Source organism: Tardiphaga sp. GW822-FHT04G09 (assembly GCF_058800725.1).
Genome location: NZ_JBXAMO010000028.1, coordinates 33230 through 53008, shown reverse-complemented (window position 1 = coordinate 53008; position 19779 = coordinate 33230). Strand labels below are relative to the sequence as shown.

Annotated in this window: 20 protein-coding genes; 13 read left to right on the top strand and 7 right to left on the bottom strand. The window is 63.3% G+C overall.

Annotated elements, in window-relative coordinates; all coding sequences use genetic code 11:
* The first annotated feature begins 125 nt into the window (after positions 1-125).
* Positions 126-782 carry a DNA-3-methyladenine glycosylase family protein gene (locus AC1RLZ_RS28760; RefSeq protein ID WP_493191433.1) on the top strand — a complete coding sequence of 219 codons (657 nt, stop codon included), beginning with the start codon at positions 126-128 and terminating at the stop codon, positions 780-782.
* Between the two features lie 148 nt (positions 783-930).
* Here the strand turns inward: AC1RLZ_RS28760 and AC1RLZ_RS28755 are convergent, their stop codons facing one another.
* A complete protein-coding gene (locus AC1RLZ_RS28755; protein ID WP_493191432.1) occupies positions 931-2685 on the bottom strand; it encodes a chloride channel protein in 1755 nt (584 codons plus the stop codon).
* 219 nt (positions 2686-2904) lie between these two features.
* Between AC1RLZ_RS28755 and AC1RLZ_RS28750 the strand changes: the two genes are divergently transcribed.
* The 4 genes from AC1RLZ_RS28750 to AC1RLZ_RS28735 all read left to right on the top strand — a co-directional run bounded on the left by AC1RLZ_RS28750 (position 2905) and on the right by AC1RLZ_RS28735 (position 6137).
* Positions 2905-3462 carry an HNH endonuclease gene (locus AC1RLZ_RS28750; protein ID WP_371423797.1) on the top strand — a complete coding sequence of 186 codons (558 nt, stop codon included), beginning with the start codon at positions 2905-2907 and terminating at the stop codon, positions 3460-3462.
* Between the two features lie 78 nt (positions 3463-3540).
* Positions 3541-4617 (top strand): carboxylesterase family protein, encoded by a 1077-nt coding sequence (locus AC1RLZ_RS28745; RefSeq protein ID WP_493191431.1) that lies wholly within the window; start codon positions 3541-3543, stop codon positions 4615-4617.
* Positions 4618-4718: 101 nt separating this feature from the next.
* The gene (locus AC1RLZ_RS28740; RefSeq protein WP_493191430.1) at positions 4719-5690 is read left to right on the top strand and encodes a S1C family serine protease; all 972 of its coding nucleotides are present in this window, start codon (positions 4719-4721) and stop codon (positions 5688-5690) included.
* 246 nt (positions 5691-5936) lie between these two features.
* Positions 5937-6137: a hypothetical protein gene (locus AC1RLZ_RS28735; RefSeq protein WP_493191429.1), complete on the top strand. Its 201-nt coding sequence runs from the start codon at positions 5937-5939 to the stop codon at positions 6135-6137.
* Positions 6138-6184: 47 nt separating this feature from the next.
* On the opposite strand, the gene AC1RLZ_RS28730 is transcribed toward AC1RLZ_RS28735, so the two are convergent.
* From AC1RLZ_RS28730 to AC1RLZ_RS28715, 4 genes are all read right to left on the bottom strand, one after another.
* Complete coding sequence (locus AC1RLZ_RS28730; RefSeq protein ID WP_493191428.1) at positions 6185-7147, bottom strand: DUF1775 domain-containing protein; 963 nt, start codon at positions 7145-7147, stop codon at positions 6185-6187.
* A 41-nt stretch (positions 7148-7188) separates the two neighbouring features.
* On the bottom strand, positions 7189-9399 hold the full coding sequence (locus AC1RLZ_RS28725) for a TonB-dependent receptor family protein (RefSeq protein ID WP_493191427.1): 2211 nt from the start codon (positions 9397-9399) through the stop codon (positions 7189-7191).
* A gap of 71 nt (positions 9400-9470) precedes the next feature.
* Positions 9471-9854, bottom strand: coding sequence for a DUF2946 family protein (locus AC1RLZ_RS28720; protein ID WP_493191426.1), 384 nt, complete (start codon positions 9852-9854; stop codon positions 9471-9473).
* 77 nt (positions 9855-9931) lie between these two features.
* Positions 9932-10819 (bottom strand): cation diffusion facilitator family transporter, encoded by an 888-nt coding sequence (locus AC1RLZ_RS28715; RefSeq protein ID WP_493191425.1) that lies wholly within the window; start codon positions 10817-10819, stop codon positions 9932-9934.
* 575 nt (positions 10820-11394) lie between these two features.
* Here AC1RLZ_RS28715 and AC1RLZ_RS28710 point away from each other — a divergent pair.
* The gene (locus tag AC1RLZ_RS28710; RefSeq protein WP_493191424.1) at positions 11395-12069 is read left to right on the top strand and encodes a L,D-transpeptidase; all 675 of its coding nucleotides are present in this window, start codon (positions 11395-11397) and stop codon (positions 12067-12069) included.
* A 65-nt stretch (positions 12070-12134) separates the two neighbouring features.
* Here AC1RLZ_RS28710 and AC1RLZ_RS28705 read toward each other — a convergent pair whose 3' ends face one another.
* A complete protein-coding gene (locus tag AC1RLZ_RS28705; protein ID WP_493191423.1) occupies positions 12135-12875 on the bottom strand; it encodes an SDR family oxidoreductase in 741 nt (246 codons plus the stop codon).
* 122 nt (positions 12876-12997) lie between these two features.
* Here AC1RLZ_RS28705 and AC1RLZ_RS28700 point away from each other — a divergent pair, with 122 nt between their 5' ends.
* The 3 genes from AC1RLZ_RS28700 (at position 12998) to AC1RLZ_RS28690 (ending at position 16151) form a co-directional block, all read left to right on the top strand.
* Complete coding sequence (locus tag AC1RLZ_RS28700; protein WP_493191422.1) at positions 12998-13891, top strand: LysR family transcriptional regulator; 894 nt, start codon at positions 12998-13000, stop codon at positions 13889-13891.
* Positions 13892-13902: 11 nt separating this feature from the next.
* Positions 13903-14790, top strand: coding sequence for a tRNA glutamyl-Q(34) synthetase GluQRS (gene gluQRS, locus AC1RLZ_RS28695; RefSeq protein WP_493191421.1), 888 nt, complete (start codon positions 13903-13905; stop codon positions 14788-14790).
* A 101-nt stretch (positions 14791-14891) separates the two neighbouring features.
* Entirely contained in the window at positions 14892-16151 is a 1260-nt protein-coding gene (locus tag AC1RLZ_RS28690) for an ATP-binding protein (protein ID WP_493191420.1), read from the top strand.
* Here AC1RLZ_RS28690 and AC1RLZ_RS28685 read toward each other — a convergent pair.
* Complete coding sequence (locus tag AC1RLZ_RS28685) at positions 16078-16938, bottom strand: YihY/virulence factor BrkB family protein (RefSeq protein ID WP_371423810.1); 861 nt, start codon at positions 16936-16938, stop codon at positions 16078-16080. The two genes, AC1RLZ_RS28690 and AC1RLZ_RS28685, sit on opposite strands and share 74 nt — an antisense overlap.
* A gap of 199 nt (positions 16939-17137) precedes the next feature.
* On the opposite strand from AC1RLZ_RS28685, the gene AC1RLZ_RS28680 reads away from it, so the two are divergent.
* The 4 genes from AC1RLZ_RS28680 (at position 17138) to AC1RLZ_RS28665 (ending at position 19760) form a co-directional block, all read left to right on the top strand.
* A complete protein-coding gene (locus AC1RLZ_RS28680) occupies positions 17138-17332 on the top strand; it encodes a twin transmembrane helix small protein (RefSeq protein WP_371423785.1) in 195 nt (64 codons plus the stop codon).
* A 32-nt stretch (positions 17333-17364) separates the two neighbouring features.
* A complete protein-coding gene (locus tag AC1RLZ_RS28675) occupies positions 17365-17937 on the top strand; it encodes a cob(I)yrinic acid a,c-diamide adenosyltransferase (protein ID WP_493191419.1) in 573 nt (190 codons plus the stop codon).
* Positions 17938-18075: 138 nt separating this feature from the next.
* Complete coding sequence (locus tag AC1RLZ_RS28670; protein WP_093757405.1) at positions 18076-18825, top strand: electron transfer flavoprotein subunit beta/FixA family protein; 750 nt, start codon at positions 18076-18078, stop codon at positions 18823-18825.
* Positions 18825-19760 (top strand): electron transfer flavoprotein subunit alpha/FixB family protein, encoded by a 936-nt coding sequence (locus AC1RLZ_RS28665; protein ID WP_493191418.1) that lies wholly within the window; start codon positions 18825-18827, stop codon positions 19758-19760. Before AC1RLZ_RS28670 ends, AC1RLZ_RS28665 begins: the two co-directional genes overlap by 1 nt.
* Positions 19761-19779: the final 19 nt, after the last annotated feature.

Here is a 19779-nt window from a genome sequence, read left to right as displayed (position 1 = left end):
CCTCCATTGAGCGTGAATAACGCGGCGTCCGGGACTTTGGTTCCCCGCCGACAGAGCCTCATTGCCGCAGCGCATTCATTCGCGGCATTGATCTTGCGGTCGCGGCGTGGTGATCCTTGGGGATCATGACTGTTCATCTCACCGACCAGACCGTGCTCGACGACGCCGTCATGGAGCTGGTGAAGCGCGACCCGCGCCTGCAGCCGATCCTGGCCATGGCCGGGATGCCCGCGCTGCGCCAACGCGCGCCGGGTTTCGAAGGGCTTGCGCAGATCGTCTGCGGGCAGCAGGTCTCGGTGGCATCGGCCTCGGCGATCTGGGCGCGCGTCTCCGGCGCCTTCTCGCCATTCGATCATCACGCTATCCGCAAGGCGCGCACCGATCGTCTCGGTCGGCTGGGCCTGTCAGCGGCAAAAATCAAGACGCTGAAGGCGCTGGCGCGCGAACTCGTCGAGGAGCGCTTGAACCTCGACGTGCTCGCCGAAGAAGACGCCGATGCAGCGCATAACACGCTGGTCGCATTGCACGGCATCGGCCCGTGGACGGCCGACGTCTATCTGCTGTTTTGTCTCGGCCATGGCGACGCATGGCCGGCGGGCGATGTTGCCATTCAGGAATCCATCAAGGTCGGGCTCGGTCTCAACGAACGCCCGACCGTGAAGCAGATGGCGCCGCTGGCAGAACCCTGGCGTCCGCTACGCGGCGCGGCAGCGCATTTGTGGTGGGCGTACTATCACGCCATCAAGAAGCGCGAAGGCGTGATCGGCAACGTCACAACTTAACAAGGGCGACGTAAGGCGGTTTGTCTTAAACGGCGCTTGAGCCGTGGACTGGTCGCTGTCGAGAACGTCTATCGCAATACGCTGGCCGGGCGAGTGCCGCCTGATCAAGGGCACATGCTGGCGCTTGCAGACGGCGAATAGCGAACCGCTACATCTCGCCGACCGCTTCGCGGCGGCGCTGTTCCGACTCTTCGGCGTAGCGTCGCGTTGCGTGAGCTTCCGAAAGCGTGCCGAGGACGCGGTGGCTTTCAGCTTCGACAACTGCCAGCGATTCCGCTTCGGCGCCCTCGAACACCACCATGGCGTCGCGGATGTTCATGTCGGGATGCAACACGACGTCGCGACAATGTAGCAGGCTGTCGAGCCGGAATGCTGCCACATCAGGCGAATGCGCTTCAGCGACGATGGCGAGGCCGACATAGCGGCCTTCGGGATCGACGGCGACGACCTGGGTCTTCGAGCCGAGCGGGAATTTCTCGCGGAATTCGTCGAGCGGCATGGTGGAGTCGACGGTCGGCACGTCCGGGCGGAGCAGGCGTTTGACGGTGAGGTCGCGGATCCAGCCGACGTCAGCAGCGCTGCGGATGGTCTCGCCGCGCAGATGCAGGCGCCATGTGGCGAAGGAGTAGCCGAACAGTTCGCGGGTCAGCTGGGTGGAGATGATGACCGCCACCAGCACCGCGGTGGTGAGCCAGAGATTGCCGGTGGATTCGAGTGCGATGAACGACATGGTGAGCGGGCCGCCGATCACCGAGGCCGACAGCGCGCTCATGCCGATGATGGTGTAGACGGCGGGATCGATGGTGAAGCCGATGCCGGTTGCATTGAAGCCGACCGCGAACAGATGGCCGCCGAGGGCGCCGAGAAACAGCGTGGCGAAGAAAAGACCGCCACGAAAGCCTGTCCCGAGCGAGATGATCGAGGCGAGCGTCTTCAGCGCCATCACAAAGGCCACCAATGCGACCGGATAGGCGGTCATGCCGCCGAAATGCAGCGCGCCGTGTCCGGATGCCATCACCTGCGGTGTCAGGAGGGCCATCAGGCCGACCAGCAGGCCCCCCAGCGCCGGGCGCATCGGCGGCCACAGCCTGATCTTGGCCAGCAGCGCTTCGGTCCAGGCCACAACGCGCATGATGCCGATACCGAACATTGCGGCGAAGACGCCAAGCAGGGCCGCCACCGCGAGATCACGGCCGAGCACGTCGCCGAAACGGCCGGCGACGACGCCGAGCGACAGCGGATCGAAGGCATGGGCAACGAAGTAGCCGGTCACCGCGGCAACGCCGACCGGCATCAGACTCGCCGATGTGTAGCCGCCGATTACCAGTTCGAAGGCATAGAACGCCCCGGCCAGCGGCGCGCCGAATGCGCCGGCGATCGCAGCCGCCGCACCGCAGCCGACCATCACGCGCTGGTCGCCGCGGCGCAGGTGGAAGGCGCGTCCGATGGAGGCGCCGAGCCCGCTGGCGAGCTGGGTATAGCCGGCCTCGAGACCCACGGAGGCCCCGACGCCGCTCGACCACACGGTCTGCAGCGCGACGATGATGCTGCCGCGGAACGACATCCGCCCGCCATAGAGCGCGTTGGCCTCGATGGGGTCGATCTCGCGGGCCGGTCGCCAGCGCAACAGAAGCAGGAAGGCGATACCGAGCAGCAGGCCGCCGAGGCTGGGAACCAGAATCGCGCGCACCGGATCGATCCAGAACTGGCTGGAGAGCCGCTGGCCCCATTCCAGATTGAACAATACCGCGTGAAGAACGCTGACGGCAGCGCCCATGCCGGCCACCACGAGACCCCCGATCACGCCGATCAGCGCCGCCAGAATCGCAAGGCTGGTCTCATGCGCCCGGACAAAGGCGCGCAGCCGTTGCGGGGCCTCGAGATAGCGGCTGGAAGGGACCATCGGGCAGCGTCCGGTATTTGCGGCCGCGAACCGGGCGCGCCACGGGGTTTAGCGGCAGGCGCTGCAACAGACCACCCGCAGTTCCCAGAAAAGCGACCCAACGCGGCGCTTTTGTGGGGGGATAAGGTCTGCTCTCTGCTCTTCACAACCCTGTCACGCTGCCTGTAGTATGTGGAGACAGGTTGCTTCGCAGCCATATGTGGGGGTCAGGAGCGTTACTTGAACGCACATGTCTCGCAAGGCGGTTGGCCGGTTCTGGTCCTCAATGCGGACTTCCGGCCGCTAAGTTACTACCCACTGTCTCTGTGGTCGTGGCAAGACGCGATCAAGGCAGTGTTCCTCGACCGTGTGAATATCGTAGAACTCTACGATCACGCGGTGCGGAGTCCTTCGTTCGAATTTCAGCTGCCCAGCGTGGTATCGCTGAAGTCGTTCGTGAAGCCGACGACGCATCCCGCCTTCACCCGGTTCAACGTCTTCCTGCGCGACCGCTTCTCCTGCCAGTATTGCGGTGCGCATGACGATCTGACCTTCGATCACATCATCCCGCGCTCCAAGGGCGGTCAGACCACCTGGGAAAACGTCGTCGCAGCCTGTTCACCCTGCAATCTGCGCAAGGGCAACATGACGACGCAGCAGGCGCGCATGTTCCCGCGGCAGACGGCCTTCGCGCCGACCGTGCATCAGCTGCATCGCAATGGCCGGCTGTTTCCGCCGAACTATCTGCATGGCAGCTGGCTGGACTATCTCTACTGGGACACGGAGCTGGATCCGTAGCATCCGGACGTCCGACTCATCATTGCGCATGGCGCCAAATGCTGTCTCTGTCATCCCCGGTCAGATCGGGAGATCACGATGAGCGAGACCGTCATCGACGATATCGTGGTGTTGCTGCCGCCTTTGCTACAATCGCTGGAAGCGCTGCAATTCGTTGCGCGCAATCTGCATCCGCCAGCATTCGACACAGTGATGGACGCCATCGGCGAACCCGATCAGGCGCTCAAGGCAGTGCGCGCCAATCTCAATACATGGCCGGACGATTTTGCGGATCTGCGTGCGCATCTCGATGCGGCGAGCGACGCGGCGCTGACAGCCTTTACCGGCCTGCGCGCCGCCCAGCAGCCCAACGGCGACCTGCCGATGGTGTTTCGTGCATTGCGCCACGCCACGCGTGCGCAGGAGGCGCTGTATGCGACGGTGGCGCGGCTGCCGCCCGTGAGTACATTCTTTCTTCCGCCTGACGAGCGCGAGAACGTGGCGCTGCTCGAACGACTGGCGTCACCCCCAGCAGATAACGCCGGCGTCATTCATGATGGCGAACCCGGACGTCGCGGCGGTTTCTCGATGTATGTGCCGGAAACCTACACGCCGGATCGGGCCTGGCCGCTGGTGATGGCACTGCATGGCGGCAGCGGCAACGGCCGCGCCTTTCTGTGGAGCTGGCTTGCGGATGCGCGCAGTTCCGGCGCGATCGTGATCGCGCCGACGGCGATCGGCAGCACCTGGGCGCTGATGGGCGACGATGCCGATACGCCGAACCTCAATCGCATTCTCGATCTCGTGCAATCACGCTGGCATATCGATCCCACGCAACTCCTGCTCACGGGTATGAGCGATGGCGGCACGTTCTGCTACGTCACAGGTCTGCGCGCCGAGTCGCCGTTCACCCATCTGGCGCCGGTGGCTTCGACCTTCCATCCGCTGATGGCGCAGTTTGCCGATGCAGATCGCCTGCGCGGTCTGCCGATCCATCTCGTGCATGGCCGCCTCGACTGGATGTTTCCGGTGCAGACCGCGCGGGAAGCGCAGCAGGCCCTGACGATCGCCGGCGCCGACGTCACCTATCGAGAGATCGATGACCTCAGTCACTGCTATCCGCGCGAGATCAACACGGTGCTGCTGGAGTGGCTCGCAAAACATAGGGGCGCGTAACGAAACGCCGCAGGGCCGGTAAGTTCACGGGCTGGACTTCCACGACCGCGATCGGTTCCTATATGGCGGGGACTGGCGATTCCGGACAAAGGAGATTTTGCATGCCTTCACTGACCGAATGGAAGGTGCCCCCAGGTGTGCAGCCGCGTGCTGAGGACTACGGCTTCGACCTCGAAAAGACGCTGGATGCGGTTGTCGGGCTGCATTGCATTATCCCGGACGATGCATTCACCTCGGAGACGCTGGGCACCGAGCGCGCCGGCAACGGCGTGCTGATCGGTGACGGCCTCATTCTCACCATCGGCTATCTCATCACCGAAGCCGAAACGATCTGGGTGCATCTCGGCGACGGTCGCGTGGTGCAGGGAACGGTGCTGGGCGTCGATCAGGAAAGCGGCTTCGGGCTGGTGCAGGCGCTCGGCGAGATCGATATCGCGCCGCTGCCGCTCGGCGAGTCGGCGACCGTGAAGATTGGCGATCGCGTGGTGATCGGCGGCGTCGGCGGACGCACGCGGTCTGTGGCCGGCAAGATTGCCGCGACGCAGGAATTCGCCGGCTATTGGGAATACCTGCTCGACGACGCGATCTTCACGCATCCGGCGCATCCGAACTGGGGCGGTGCCGCCCTGATCAACGCCAAGGGTGAGTTGATCGGCATCGGTTCGCTACAGATCGAGCGCGAGCATGGCGGCAAGAGCGAGCATCTCAACATGATCGTGCCGATCGATCTGCTGAAGCCGATTCTTGACGATCTCAGGACCTATGGTCGCGTCAACAAGCCGCCGCGGCCGTGGCTCGGGCTGTATGCCGCCGAGGTCGAGGACAAGGTCGTCGTGGTCGGGATCGCCAGGAAGGGGCCGGCGGCGCGGGCCGAGCTCAAGACCGGCGACGTGATTCTTGCCGTGAATGGCGAAGAAGTATCCGATTCCGCCGAATTCTATCGCGCACTCTGGGCGCTTGGCGCGGCCGGTGTCGATGTGCCGCTGACGCTTTATCGCGGTGGAGATACGTTCGATGTCGAATTGGTATCCACAGACCGTTCCAGGATGCTCAAGACCCCCCGGCTGCACTGAGGCGAGGTAGAATTGCGGTCTGCAACGACAGTCGGGATTGCATCTGTGGACAGGTGCGACAAAATGGCACCTACGCAAAATCGGGATAGCCTAGAATTGCAAGCTATCCGAGTTAGCTAAAGATTGTGACCCGAAGCGACTTCTGATTCGCACAACGCCTGATTCACAGCAATTACAGGTCAATCTCATTGTCACGCGCATCATTCGACAGCTCGCAGCGAGCTACTTGTCGTCGAGAATCCTGACATGTCGAACCGTGCGATGCCGTTCGGCAATGACAATATCCGTACCAGCCATTTGAAATGCGATCAGTGCAAGACGCGCACGTCGTTGCAAGGAATCGAGCGATCCCAGGGTTTCGAGACCAGGCTGTTCGGCTGCGTGCATTGCGGCGCGGTCAAAGCAATCCGGATCGATACACCCGATACAATCGCAGCCTGGTCGTAGGCATCATGCGCACCGCAACATGTGCGGTGCGCAGCGTCTCGACATGATCAGTGTGCATGTCCGCCGCCGGCCGGTGCCGAGGCACCAACGGCGTTGACGTCGAGTTCGATGTCCACCTTGCCGGCTTTTTCGAACTGCAACTGCGCCTTTACCTTGTCGCCTTTGGCGAGTGGCTTGGCGAGATCCAGCAGCATCAGGTGATAGCCGCCGGGCTCCAGCTTCACGGTCGCGCCGGGCTTGATTTCAAGCCCATCATTCAGCGGGCGCATCTTCATCACGCCATCGGTCACGCTCATCTCATGTACCTCGATGCGGCCACCGCCGGTGAAGGTGCCGCCGAGCAGCTTGTCGCTGGTCTTGCCGTTGTTGGTGATGGTGAGATAGCCGCCGGCCACCTTTGCTCCGGGCGGCGTCGCGCGCGTCCAGGGCGTCGAAATCATCAGGTCGCCTGCATGAACCATGCCGGCCATCTGCGCCATCGCATTATCAGGCGCTGCCGCCGCAAGGCGCACGATCGGCGCCGGTGATTTCAGGCTGTGCGGGTCTTGTCCCGCGGCCGGGATCTGCGCCCAGTCTTCCGAGCCCTGCTCGCAGGTCTGCAATGTCGGCAGATAGAGCGGCGCATCGGCTTTCAGTGCGGCAGGCACATAGGCCGAGAATACGAACTCGTCATAGAAGTCGCTGTCGAGCTTGCCGGTCCAGGTGATTTCCTTGACGCCCTCCGACGCCTTCATGCCATGCATGAAATCGTAGGACCGCGCATAGGCGCCTTTCTTCACGGCAATGGTCCAGCCGGGCTTCGGCATTGGCTTCACCGCGATCATGCCTTCCGGAATCTGCACGGTGATCTTCGTCGTCGGCGAGGCGCCGCAGCCATGCGGCACGGCGAGCACCGCGCGGTAGGAGCCGCCGACTGTGGCCGGTCCGCTCTGCACGAAGACATGGGCATAGGCAGGTGTGATCGCTGCGCCGAGCGCAGTGACAAGCAACAGCATGGAGCGATTGGTCATGGAATGTCCTTTCGTGAGAAGCATAGCGGAAATCGTCATGTTCACCACCTTGCCTTGACGCCGGCATAGATGGCGCGGCCGGTGCCGGGTTCGAACAGCGGCGATGTCGCTGTGGCCCTGTCGAGAATGCTGGCGGAGGCGATGTAGCGGGTATCGAGCACGTTGCGCGCCTCGATATAGCCGGAATATGTGCCGCCGTTGTCGACGCCGGCCTTCAGGCCGAGCAGCGCGTAGGGCTCCGTCTTCAGCGTATTGGCGCTGTCAACGTAATAGGATTCCGGCACCCATTCGACATTGGGGCCGACATAGAAGCCGTTGGCATGCTTGTAGAGCAATTCCGCGCGCAGATAGTGCCGCGGGGCGCCGGGCAGCAGGTTGTTGCCGAAAGTCGCGTCATTGTCGAAGCGGAAGTCGTTGAACGTATAGGCCATGTTGAGCCAGAGCTTGTCCGGCTGCGGACCGGCATCGAACATGCCCTTGAAGACAGCGACGCCGAGACCGGCCTCGATGCCCTGATGGATGGTGCGGTCGGCATTGGTGACATTGCAATTGCCGAACGCACTGTAGAGGCATTGCAATTCGTCGGTGATATTGGCGCGGTAACCGGTCAATTCCCAGGTCAGGTCGGGACGCCGTCCACGCGTGCCGATTTCATAGGTGGTCGCACGCTGTGGCCGGATGCTGGTGAAGGGAATCGTCGGGATGCCCGGGCCGTTGGAGCTCTCGCCGAAGCTCGGCACTTCGGCACTGCGCGAGACATTCGCGTAGGCCTGCCATGTCGGATCGATATTCCAGAGCACGCCACCCTTCGGACTCCACAGATTGAATTCCGTGGCGCCGGACTGGTCGCCATCGCTCAGGAAACGGTCCTGCCGGTTGCGCGTGGCGTAGAGAAACTGTGTGCCGCCAATCAATGCGACGGTGGGCAGCACATAGAGCGAGTTCTCGACATAGACCGAGGTATTCTTCGAGCGGTCGATCGATGACGACGCCAGCGCGCCCTTCTGGCCACCGACATTGACATACTGGTTGTTGTCGATCCGGCCGTTGATCACATTGACGCCGGCGACAAATACGTTGCGATAGCCGCCGATATTGCGGTCGTCGGTCACTTTCGCGAAGCCGCCATAATCCTGATAGCTGTAGTCCAGATACTGGAAGATCGGATGCATCAGGTGGCGGTCGACGCCAAAGACACCGAAATCGATCGTCGTGTTATCGAGCCGGATGGTGGTCTTGTTGGCGAGGCGTACCGTGTCGATGTTGCGCTGCTGATCGCCGGTGATATTGGCGGCGGCGGCCGTGGTCGGTGAATTCAACGCGCTGTCCTTGCTCACCGAGCCGGGAATGCGCTGCCGCACGCTGTTGGCGTTGAGATAGAAACGCGTCTCGAAATCCGGCGAGAACTGGTAACCGACATTGCCGCTGACGCGGGTCGACTCGCCATAGCTGTGATCGCGGAAGCCGTCCGCCGATTGCGTGGACGCAGTGATGAAGCCGTCCCAGGGGCCATTCACTCCGCCTGTGTTGGCTTGCAGGCGGCGGAAGCCGAAGGCGCCCATGTCGACCGAAGCGCCGTTCACGAATGGGTCGCGGCCGGTAGGCGTCACGAAATTGATCGCGCCGCCGAGCGAATTGGCGCCAAAGCGCAGTGCGTTGCCGCCCTTGAACACCTCGACATATTTATAGGCGGTCGGGTCGATCTCCTGGAAATCGCCATAGCCATCGGCGGTGTTGATCGGGATGCCGTCCATATAGAGCTGCACGCCGCGCAGATGGAAATTGCGCGACAGGCTCGATCCGCGGATCGACAGGCGGGTGTCGTCGCCCCATTTCGGCTGCGCGAACACGCCAGGCACATAATCGAGGATGTCCTTGATGGTGTTCGATGGCGTCGATGCGCGCCACGCATCTGCTGTCACCAGTGCCACGCCGCCGGGCGTCTGCTGGATCTCGCGGAGTGCCTGCTGGGCGGTGAGCACAGTGAGCGCGCCCGGGCCCGGGCCCGGGACGCCTGGCGCCTGGGCGTCGATGCGTGCGGGCGTTGCCGCAGGGGTGCGGCGGGCCGTGCGGGCGTTTGGCGCCGCGTTGCGTGGTTTGCGCGCCGCGGCGGCGCGCTGTTGCGCGGGTGCTTCGACGGTAACTGCCGGAAGCGATGTCGAGGAGGCCGATTGGGCCGACACCGCGCCTGGAACGAGTGCGGCCGCGGATGCGAGCAGGACGCTGCGCAGCCGCATGGAAACGGATAGCATGAGGTGAAACTCCACCGGGATTGAACTGAGCAACGCGCGCGCTGATGCGCGGCGTCTGACGGCGTGGAATGTCAGCTCAGGCGCGGCGGCGCGCGGGCGCGGTGGTCGGAGGTTGCGGCGGTCGCGACGATGCGATCGTCGGGGGCGGCAACGGCAGCGATCGCAATGGCGATGCGCGAGACGAGGAATGTTGCGGAGGCAGGCGGGGCGCCCGGCGCATGGGTACCGACGCAGACCGGGCAATGTACCGCAGGTGCGCCCGTCGTCTTGCCGGCGTCGTCCGGGGATGCGGCAAGGTCGGGATGGGTGAGGCAGAGCTCGAAGCCTGCAGCCTGCGCGGTCGGCGAGATCGCCGCCAGTAACAGGCTGGACAGCACGACATTGAGCACAAGCGCATAGGCAGCGGCCAAAGATGCCACGGCCCCAAACCAGCGTTTGCGCGAAACATGTGTCACGGGAACGATCCTCGCCTCCCGATTAACACGGGGACGGAACCTGTCAAAGTCGTTCGTGGAGCGAAGTTACCTGAAATCTAGAGAACCACGATGCCGGAATGCTTGGCCTTGTCATCGGGTTCGACATGGATGGTGATCAGCGCCTCGCCGACCTCTTGGCGGATCGCGGTCTCGAGCTTGTCGCAAATGTCGTGCGCGGCGCTCACGGTGGTCGATCCTGCCACCACCAGATGGAAATCGATAAAGGTCATGCTGCCGGCGCGGCGGGTGCGCAGGTCATGCGCCTCGATGGCACCGTGGGCATGGGCCGATATGGTCTGCTTGATACTCGCGAGCATGACTGGCGGGATCGCCTCGTCCATCAACCCGCTGAGCGACTCCTTCATCAGGCCCCAACCGGCCCACAGAATGTTGAGCGCGACGAGTGCCGCAAGGATTGGGTCGAGGATTGCCATGCCTGACAGTGCCGCCACTCCGACGCCGCCGAGAACGCCGATTGAAGAGTACACGTCGGACAGCAAATGACGGCCGTCTGCTGCGAGGGCAGGCGAGCGGTGGATGCGCCCCTGCCTGATCAGCACCCATGCCCAACCGGCATTGATGATACTCGCCGCCGCGTTGACGAGCAGGCCGACCCATGGGGCTTCGACGAGGCGCGGCATCAGATAGCTTTGATAGGCTTCACGCAGGATCAGCATCGCGGCGAGTACGATCAGCACGCCTTCGAGCACGGCCGAGAAATATTCAACCTTGTGATGCCCGTAGGGATGATCGTCGTCTGCCGGTTTCGCGCTCAGTGTGGTCGCAAGCAAAACGACGATTGCCGTCACGACATTGACGATGCTTTCAATCGCATCGGACAGCAGTGCGACGCTACCGGTCAGAAGATAGGCGGTGTATTTCATACCGAGGACCAGCAGGCCAACGGCAATGCTGCCTTGCGCAAGACTGCGAACGCTTGTCATCTGAAAATCTCGTTGGGGTAACGCGAAGTCTCACGCGGCTGTGTGCTCTAATATGCCGATCACAACGATGCAAGCCGTGAAATCCAGCTGCAAGTGCTTCGCATTATGATGCGCGTGTACTTCGTCGAGCACGTCGCCTGACCAACAGACATGATATCGATCTCGTCATGCGCGTGGGGCCGTGGCGGTGGTCTGCGCATTGATAGTTGCGGAAAGACATCGTGCTGAATCGTGCCGTCATGCGGCGGTCCTCAATGTCTCCGGTCTCAACGAACCCAGCGAGACGATGGTGGAGCGCGTTTCGGCACGCATCAGCGGGCATAGCTGCTGGGGTCCTTTTGCCTGGGCCCTTCGGTGGGAACGCGATGCCCGCCGGCCGACCCTCAGGGGGGAAACTCAACCTGAGGTTATCCGTAAGCCTGCGCGGCTGTGGCGCGATCACCACAGCGGCGCGCAAAGTGCAGCACAGGCCTGTTCCATGAGCCAAATGACATGCTGTTGAGCCTGATTTGATCGCTCAGCCCTGTATGAGATGCGGGTCGTCCGGGTGGGACGTGTTGCAGCAAGGGATGGGAATGACAGGTTTCGATGGATCACGCGGGCTGCGCCTTCTTGCGCTTCTGATGTTGCCCGCATTGCTGGCAGGATGTGTAAGTACCGGAGGGATGGTGTCGTCCGCCGGCTTTGGCGGTCCGTCCGCCAGCTATGCCGAGTTGAAGGATGGCGGGTACACGCTGCCGGCCGTTGATGTCTCCGGAATCGATCCGGCCATGCTGCGTCAGCGCGTCGCTTACCGCACCCGGGAACCCGTCGGCACCATCGTGGTCGATACGGCCGCGCGGCATCTCTATCTCGTCGAAGGCGACGGCAAGGCGATGCGCTACGGCATCGGCGTCGGCAAGGCCGGCCTCGCTTTCGCCGGCGCTGCGGTGATCAAGCGCAAGGCCGAGTGGCCGCACTGGACCCCGACCGAAAACATGATGAACCGCGAACCGGCGCGCTATCGCAAGATGGCGGGCGGCATGGAGGGCGGCCTCGACAATCCGCTCGGGCCGCGCGCGATGTATCTCTATCAGGGCGACCGCGACACCATGTTCCGCATCCACGGGACGACGGAGCCCGAGACCATCGGCCATGCCGTCTCCAGCGGCTGCATCCGGCTGATGAACCAGGACGTCGTCGATCTCTATAACCGCGTGAAGATCGGCAGCCGCGTGGTGGTGATCCAGAGCGGCCGCGCCGACTCCTGAGAACTATTGTCGTTCGGAATATGAAACGGCGGACATATCGATGTCCGCCGTTTTGCGTTGGCAGGCTAGACCAGCCCGCCATTGGCGCGCAGCACCTGGCCGTTGACCCAGCCGCCGTCGGGGCCGGCCAGGAAGGCGACGACACCGGCGATATCTTCAGGCGTTGCGAGGCGTTCGAGCGGCACCATCTTGGCAAAGCGTTCGACCAGTTCGGGCGACTTTCCGGTCATGAACAGGTCGGTCGCGGTCGGGCCGGGCGCCACTGCGTTGACGCTGATATTGCGGCCACGCAGTTCCTTGGCAAGGATCGGCGTCATCGCTTCCACGGCCGCCTTGGTTGCCGTGTAGATTCCGTAGGTCTCCAGCTTCGTACCGACCACGCTGGTCGAGAAATTCACGATCCGGCCGCCGTCGCGCAATCGCCTGGCGGCCTCGCGCATGGTGTTGAACGTGCCTTTGAGATTGACCGCGATCTGCTGATCGAATGCGGCATCGTCGGCATCGGCCAACCTGGCCAGTTTCATGATGCCGGCATTGTTGACGAGGACATCGACGCCGCCAAAGGCCGCCTCCGCCGCATCGAACATGCCCCGCACCGCGGCGGGATCGCTCACGTCCGCCTTGGCGGTGAGCGCACGGCCGCCTGCGGCTTCGATCTTTTGCGCGACGGCTTCGGCCAGCGCGGCATTGCCAGAATAATTGACGATGACCGTGAAGCCGTCGCGGCCCAGCCGCTCGGCGATGGCGGCGCCAATGCCGCGTGAGGCACCGGTGACGATGGCTATCTTGTTGGATTTATTTGTCATTTATCTTCTCCTTGGTCATGCGGGTGGCAACGCCGCTCTGATGGGAAGAAATCTAGACGATTTCATTTTCCGAATAATGGTGCATTATCTGGCATCACAATCCGGATTTATCGAACAAAGCGATGGATCGTTTCGAGACGATGCGGGTATTCACCCGGGTGGTGGAGCGGCGCAGCTTTACGGCGGCGGCAGCAGATCTCGGCCTGCCGCGGTCGACCGTGACCGATGCCGTCAAGCAGATCGAGGCGCGGCTCGGCGTGCGGCTGCTTGAGCGCACCACGCGGCTGGTGCGGCCGACGCTGGACGGCGAGGCCTATCACCAGCGCTGCCTGACGCTGATCGCCGATCTTGAAGACGCCGAAAGCGCGTTCTGCGGCGCCAAGCCCAAGGGACCGTTGCGAGTGGATATGAATGGCACGCTGGCGCGCAATTTCGTGCTGCCGCATCTGCCGGACTTTCTCGCCGAATATCCCGACATCCAGCTCTATCTCAGCGAGGGCGACCGGCTGGTCGACCTGATCCGCGAGGGCATCGACTGCGTGGTGCGTGTCGGCGAGCTCCGCGACAGCGATATGGTGGCGCGGCGGCTGACCATGATGGACGAAGTCACCTGCGTCGCACCGTCCTATCTCGCGCGCATGGGCATGCCTTCGTCCATTGATGCGCTCGAGAGCCATCGCATGGTCGGCTATCATTCTTCGGCGACAGGCGCGGTGCTGCCGCTCGAATTTCAGGACAACGGCACGTTGCGCCATGTCACCTTGCCGGCGGCGATCACGGTGAACAGCGCCGACAACTATGCGGCCATGGCGAAACTCGGCTTCGGTCTGGTGCAGGTGCCGCGCTATCGGATCAAGGGTGAACTCGCCGATGGCACGCTGGTCGAGGTGCTGCCGCAATATCCGCCGACACCGTCGCCAGTGTCATTGCTCTATCCGCGCAACCGCCAGCTCTCGCCGCGGGTGCGCGTGTTCATGGACTGGTTGACGCGTGCTTTCGCGCGCGACCTGATCTAGGGAAATCCGCGATGGTCCCTGTGTTTCGTTTCGCACCCAGCCCCAACGGTTATCTGCATCTCGGCCATGCCTATTCGGCGCTGCTGAATTTCGATCTGGCGCGCGAGGCGGGCGGACGATTGCTGCTGCGGATCGAGGATATCGACGCCACGCGGTGCCGCCCGGAATTCGAGGCGGCGATCTATGAGGACCTGGCCTGGCTCGGCATCGCCTGGGAGACGCCGGTGCGGCGACAGTCGCAGCATTTCGCCGACTACCGCGCCGCGACCGAGCGTCTTGCAGCCATGGAACTGCTCTATCCAAGCTTCGAGACCCGTGCCGAGATCGCACGGTTGATCGCGGCGGAGGAGGCGAAAGGTTGCTGGCCGCGCGATCCCGACGGTGCGCCTGTCTATCCCGGCATTGCCAGATCGCTGTCGCCACAGGCCGTCGCCGAACTCAAACAGGCGGATGCGCCCATGGCACTGCGGCTCGATATGGCCAAAGCCATTGCGGCCAGCGGTCCGCTCACATGGACAGAGCAGGGCGTGGGTCCGCGCGGCGAGACCGGCACCATTGCCGCGCAGCCGGAAGCCTGGGGTGACGTGATCCTGGCCCGCAAGGAAACGCCGACCAGCTATCATCTCTCGGTGGTCATCGACGATGCGCTGCAGGGCGTGACCCATGTGGTCCGTGGCCAGGATCTGTTCTGGTCCACCAGCGTGCACCGGCTGCTGCAGCAACTGCTCGACCTGCCGCAGCCGGTCTATCGACACCATCCGCTGGTGCTTGACGTGGCCGGCGCCAAACTGTCGAAGTCGACCGGCTCCACCAGCCTGCGTGAGTTGCGGGCCCAAGGTGCTACACCGGCGGATATCCGCCGCATGGTCGGGCTGCCTGCCCCGTCTGCTGCAAGTTAGCCGCAAGCGCGCCGCAAGAAATCCGCAAGCCTGATTGGGCCTGCTGCGTGACTCCGCGCGCCCCGCCGTGGCATGGTGCCGCCGGGACGGGTGGGCAACATATGGCGCTGACATCGCGCTCGCCGCGCAAGACGCGGACGCGCACCAAACAAACGCTGAAAAAACGCGTGGCCAAGAAGCGTGCAGTAAAGAAGCCCGCGCCGAAGCCGCGTGCCAGACGCAGCTCCGTGCGAGCCGATACGATGGTGGAAACGGCGCTGGCGGTGTTTGCCCATGAGGTGCGCACGCCGCTGACGGGCATTCTTGCGGTCAGCGATCTGCTGGCAACCTCCGATCTCGATGAACGCGAGCGACGCTGGGTCGAGACCATCAGGGCCGGCGCCGAACATCTGGCGCGTCTCGCGACGCTGTTCGTCGATGCCGCGCGCAGCACATCCAAATTCGAGGTAAGGCAGGATTTCTTCGACCTGCGTGCGCTTGCCCGTAACATCGGCGACTCGCTCGCGGGCCGCGCGGCTGCCAAGGGGCTGCTGTCGCGGGTCGCGATCTCCGACAGGCTGCCGGTGTTCGTGATCGGCGATCCCGTGCGGCTGCGCGCCGCGCTGGAAAACCTGATCGACAATGCGGTGAAATTTACCGAGCAGGGCAATGTGGCGCTGAAGATCTCGCCTGTGCGCATAGCGGGCAAAATTGGCGTAGCCTTCACCGTCTCCGATAGCGGCATCGGGCTCACGCTCGCCGAGATCAAGCGGCTGTTCAAACCGTTCTCCCAGGCCAATGTCTCCATTGCCTCGCGCTTCGGCGGTGCCGGCCTCGGCCTGTCGTCGGTCAAGCAACTCGCCCGCGCCATGGGGGGCGACATCACCGTGGCGCAGCGCCGCGGTGGTGGGACAGTGTTCACGCTGACGGTCGGCCTCGACAAGACGAGCGGTCCGATCGCCATCATGTCGAGCGCCGATGATGCTTCTTTTGCGCCGGGAGAAGCGCTGCGGGTGCTGAGCGTCGAGGATAATCCGTTCGGCCGTGTCGTACTCAATGCCATTCTCACCGAACTCGGCCATCAGGCCGAATTCGTCGGCCGCGGGGAGGCTGCGGCGGAGCGCGTCGCGCAGGGCACGTTCGATGCCGTGCTCATGGACATGGTGCTGCCGGGCATCGATGGCGTCGAGGCGATCCGGCAGATCCGTGCGCTGAAGGCGCCGCATGGCCGCGTTGCGATCATCGGCGTGTCCGGACGTGGCGAGGACGAAGCCGCCTCGCGTCAGGCGGGGGCCGACGCGTTCCTGATCAAACCGGTGTCTCCGCGGGCGCTAGCGACTGCGCTGCTTGAAGCGAGACGCCGCGGGGCAGCCGCGACTTGATGATGGCGGCATTGAGTTCGCCGCCAAACACGAAGATCGCGGCGATAAAATACAGAAACACCAGCGCGATGATCACCGAGGCCAGGCTGGCATACATCGTCACGTAATTGTTGGCGAAGCGTGCCAGATAAAGGCCGAAGCCGATACCCGACGCCAGCGACGCCAGCATCGTGAAGATGATTCCCGGCAGGATCTGGCCGAAGGTGCGCCGCCCTGCCGGCAGCCACGCATGCAGGATGAACAAGGCGATCACCATGGCGACGATGGTGATGCCGTAACGCGCCACCGTCAGCAGCCGCTCGTTGTTCTCCACCATCAGCGGGACATAGCGCCTGATGATTTCAAGCATCAGCGGGCCGAGCACGATCAGGAACGCCATGGCGAGCGCGGTGACGGCAGCGACCAGCGTGTAGCCGATCGACTCCAGCCGCAGCCAGTACCAGCGCCGCGGCTCGATCACCGAATAGGCGCGGTTCAGCGCCACACGAAGACTCTCGACGCCATTGGAGGCGAAATATACCGCGAGCACGAGGCCGATGGTCAGGGCATCGCCGCGGGTTGTGGTCAGCACGTCGTGGATCTGGCCGGACAGCGCACCCGCCACCTGATCGGGCCAGACTTCCAGCAGCAGGCCGACAGCCTGGTCGGCAAGATTCTTGGAACCGAAAAAGCCGGCCAGCGAGGCCAGCACGATGAGGAACGGAAACAAGGCCATCAAAGTGGAGAGGGCGATATGGCTTGCGATCGCCCAGCCGTCATCGGCAAGAAACGTATAGAAGGCGTCCATCACAACATCGTAGACGGTGCGTATCTGCCCCACGTGCCACCTGGTTCGGGATCGGCCCGGCAAATCACCGGCCCTCATGTTAGCTTCTGATATCTAACGCGAAAAAGCCAGATCGTTGCATTGCGGCGCGCGCGCGACCGCCGTGCCATTTTGACGACCGACGATAGCGCTGCCTGTGACGCAGTGTTATGTAGCCGGTATGACATCAACGCTCAGCAATATCATCCTCCCCATCGCGGTCGGCGCCGTTGCGCTGGTTCTGCTGCTTGGCCTGTTCAACATGATGCGCGGCGGCTCGCCTGATCGCTCGCAGAAGCTGATGCGATGGCGCGTGCTGCTGCAATTCGTTGCTATTATCATCACCATGGCGACCGTCTGGGCCATGGGCCGCTGACGCAAATTTCTCACTGACGCTGGATCAATCCGATGGTCGTTCTCAACCGCATCTATACCCGGACCGGCGATGACGGCACGACGGCGCTTGGCACCGGCGAGCGTCGGCCGAAATATGATCTCCGGGTCAGTGCCTATGGAACCGTTGATGAGACCAATGCCGCGATCGGCGTTGTCAGGCTGCATCTCGCCCATGCGCGGTCCCTGGATGCGATGCTCGGGCTGATCCAGAACGATCTGTTCGATCTCGGGGCCGATCTCGCGGTTCCGCAGCGCGAGGGCAAGGCCGAGCGGCTGCGCCTGCTGGCGAGTCAGGTCGAGCGGTTGGAGAACGATATTGACATGCTCAACGCGCCGCTGGCCGATCTGACGTCGTTTGTTTTGCCTGGCGGAACTCCAGCTGCCGCTTACCTTCATGTTGCCCGGACGATCTGCCGCCGTGCGGAACGGATCATGGTGGAACTCGCTGCCCAGCCCGATGAGCCGGTCTCGGATGCTGGCATCCAGTATATGAACCGGCTGTCGGACTTCCTGTTCGTCGCCAGCCGCTCGCAGAACGATAATGGCGCCGGCGACGTGCTCTGGGTGCCCGGCCAGAACCGGTAATTTCGGCTAAATTGGCGGACCTGGAGATACTCGATTTTCGGGTTTCGCGCGTTGACCCCGTGTGGCAGGGGCTTTAGGTTCCGCGCCCAAGCTTCCGAGCAAGTTCTGAAACAATAAAACTCACACGAAAGAGGATCGATGAAGGTTCTGGTCGCGGTCAAACGGGTGGTCGATTACAACGTCAAGGTTCGCGTCAAGAGCGACGGATCGGGCGTCGAACTGTCCAACGTCAAGATGTCGATGAATCCGTTCGACGAAATCGCTGTCGAGGAAGCCCTGCGCCTGAAAGAGGCCGGCAAGGCAACCGAAGTGGTGGTGGTGTCGATCGGTCCCGCACAGGCGTCCGAAACCCTCCGCACCGGCCTCGCGATGGGCGCCGATCGTGGCATCCTCGTTAAGGTTGACGGCACCGTCGAGCCGCTCGCCGTGGCGAAGATCCTCAAGGCTGTGGCCGATGAGGAAAAGCCGGGTCTCGTGATCCTCGGCAAGCAGGCGATCGACGACGACGCCAACCAGACCGGTCAGATGCTGGCTGCGCTGCTTGGCTGGCCGCAGGCGACCTTCGCCAACAAGCTCGTGATTGAGGGCGATGACGTCACCGTGACCCGTGAAGTCGACGGCGGTCTGCAGACCGTCAAGCTCAAGGGACCGGCAATTGTTACCACTGACCTTCGTCTGAACGAGCCGCGCTACGCGTCGCTGCCGAACATCATGAAGGCGAAGAAGAAGCCGATCGACGAGAAGACCGCCGATGGTTACGGCGTCGATATCTCTCCGCGTCTCGAGATCATCAAGACCAGCGAACCGGGCGGCCGCAAGGCAGGCGTCAAGGTCAAGGACGTCGCCGAACTGGTATCGAAACTCAAGACTGAAGCCGGGGTGCTCTAATGCCGACATTGCTGCTTGCCGATCACGACAACGCCACCCTGAAGGATTCCACCAACAAGGCGCTGACCGCCGCCACCCAGATCGGTGGCGAGGTGCACATCCTCGTTGCCGGCCAGAATGCGAAGCCGGCCGCGGAAGCTGCCGCCAGGCTGCAGGGCGTCACCAAGGTGCTGCTCGCCGACGACGCCTCCTATGCCCACGACCTCGCCGAGCCGCTGGCCGCGCTGATCGTGTCGCTGGCCCCCGCCTATGACGTGCTGATCGCCGCTGCGACCACGCGCTCGAAGAACGTGATGCCGCGCGTCGCCGCCCTGCTCGACGTGATGCAGGTGTCGGAAATCACCAAGGTGATTGCACCCGACACCTTTGAGCGTCCGATCTATGCCGGTAACGCCATCCAGACCGTGAAGTCCAAGGACGTCAAGAAGGTCATCACGGTGCGTACCTCGACCTTCGGCGCAGCCGGTGAAGGCGGCAGCGCGGCGGTGGAAGACGTCAAGACGGCCGAGAATCCCGGTTTGTCGACCTTTGTCGGCGAGGACATGGCCAAGAGCGATCGTCCGGAACTGACCTCGGCGAAGATCATCGTCTCCGGTGGCCGCGCCATGCAGAGCCGCGAGAACTTCACCAAATATATCGAGCCGCTCGCCGACAAGCTCGGTGCCGGCGTCGGCGCTTCGCGCGCCGCGGTGGATGCCGGCTATGCGCCGAACGACTGGCAGGTCGGCCAGACCGGCAAGGTCGTGGCTCCGGAACTGTATATCGCCATCGGCATTTCCGGCGCGATCCAGCATCTCGCCGGCATGAAGGACTCCAAGGTGATCGTCGCGATCAACAAGGACGAAGACGCGCCGATCTTCCAGGTCGCCGATTACGGCCTGGTCGCCGACCTCTACCAGGCCGTGCCGGAGCTGACCGAAGCACTCGGCAAGTAGAGGCCCGGCAGGCAAGGAT

Coding starts and splice junctions, on each gene's coding strand:
- AC1RLZ_RS28760 (WP_493191433.1), top strand. CDS start 126: ATGACTGTTCATCTCACCGACCAGACCGTGCTCGACGACGCCGTCATG.
- AC1RLZ_RS28755 (WP_493191432.1), bottom strand. CDS start 2,685: ATGGTCCCTTCCAGCCGCTATCTCGAGGCCCCGCAACGGCTGCGCGCC.
- AC1RLZ_RS28745 (WP_493191431.1), top strand. CDS start 3,541: ATGAGCGAGACCGTCATCGACGATATCGTGGTGTTGCTGCCGCCTTTG.
- AC1RLZ_RS28740 (WP_493191430.1), top strand. CDS start 4,719: ATGCCTTCACTGACCGAATGGAAGGTGCCCCCAGGTGTGCAGCCGCGT.
- AC1RLZ_RS28735 (WP_493191429.1), top strand. CDS start 5,937: ATGTCGAACCGTGCGATGCCGTTCGGCAATGACAATATCCGTACCAGC.
- AC1RLZ_RS28730 (WP_493191428.1), bottom strand. CDS start 7,147: ATGACCAATCGCTCCATGCTGTTGCTTGTCACTGCGCTCGGCGCAGCG.
- AC1RLZ_RS28725 (WP_493191427.1), bottom strand. CDS start 9,399: ATGCTATCCGTTTCCATGCGGCTGCGCAGCGTCCTGCTCGCATCCGCG.
- AC1RLZ_RS28715 (WP_493191425.1), bottom strand. CDS start 10,819: ATGACAAGCGTTCGCAGTCTTGCGCAAGGCAGCATTGCCGTTGGCCTG.
- AC1RLZ_RS28710 (WP_493191424.1), top strand. CDS start 11,395: ATGACAGGTTTCGATGGATCACGCGGGCTGCGCCTTCTTGCGCTTCTG.
- AC1RLZ_RS28705 (WP_493191423.1), bottom strand. CDS start 12,875: ATGACAAATAAATCCAACAAGATAGCCATCGTCACCGGTGCCTCACGC.
- AC1RLZ_RS28700 (WP_493191422.1), top strand. CDS start 12,998: ATGGATCGTTTCGAGACGATGCGGGTATTCACCCGGGTGGTGGAGCGG.
- gluQRS (WP_493191421.1), top strand. CDS start 13,903: ATGGTCCCTGTGTTTCGTTTCGCACCCAGCCCCAACGGTTATCTGCAT.
- AC1RLZ_RS28690 (WP_493191420.1), top strand. CDS start 14,892: ATGGCGCTGACATCGCGCTCGCCGCGCAAGACGCGGACGCGCACCAAA.
- AC1RLZ_RS28685 (WP_371423810.1), bottom strand. CDS start 16,938: ATGGACGCCTTCTATACGTTTCTTGCCGATGACGGCTGGGCGATCGCA.
- AC1RLZ_RS28680 (WP_371423785.1), top strand. CDS start 17,138: ATGACATCAACGCTCAGCAATATCATCCTCCCCATCGCGGTCGGCGCC.
- AC1RLZ_RS28675 (WP_493191419.1), top strand. CDS start 17,365: ATGGTCGTTCTCAACCGCATCTATACCCGGACCGGCGATGACGGCACG.
- AC1RLZ_RS28670 (WP_093757405.1), top strand. CDS start 18,076: ATGAAGGTTCTGGTCGCGGTCAAACGGGTGGTCGATTACAACGTCAAG.
- AC1RLZ_RS28665 (WP_493191418.1), top strand. CDS start 18,825: ATGCCGACATTGCTGCTTGCCGATCACGACAACGCCACCCTGAAGGAT.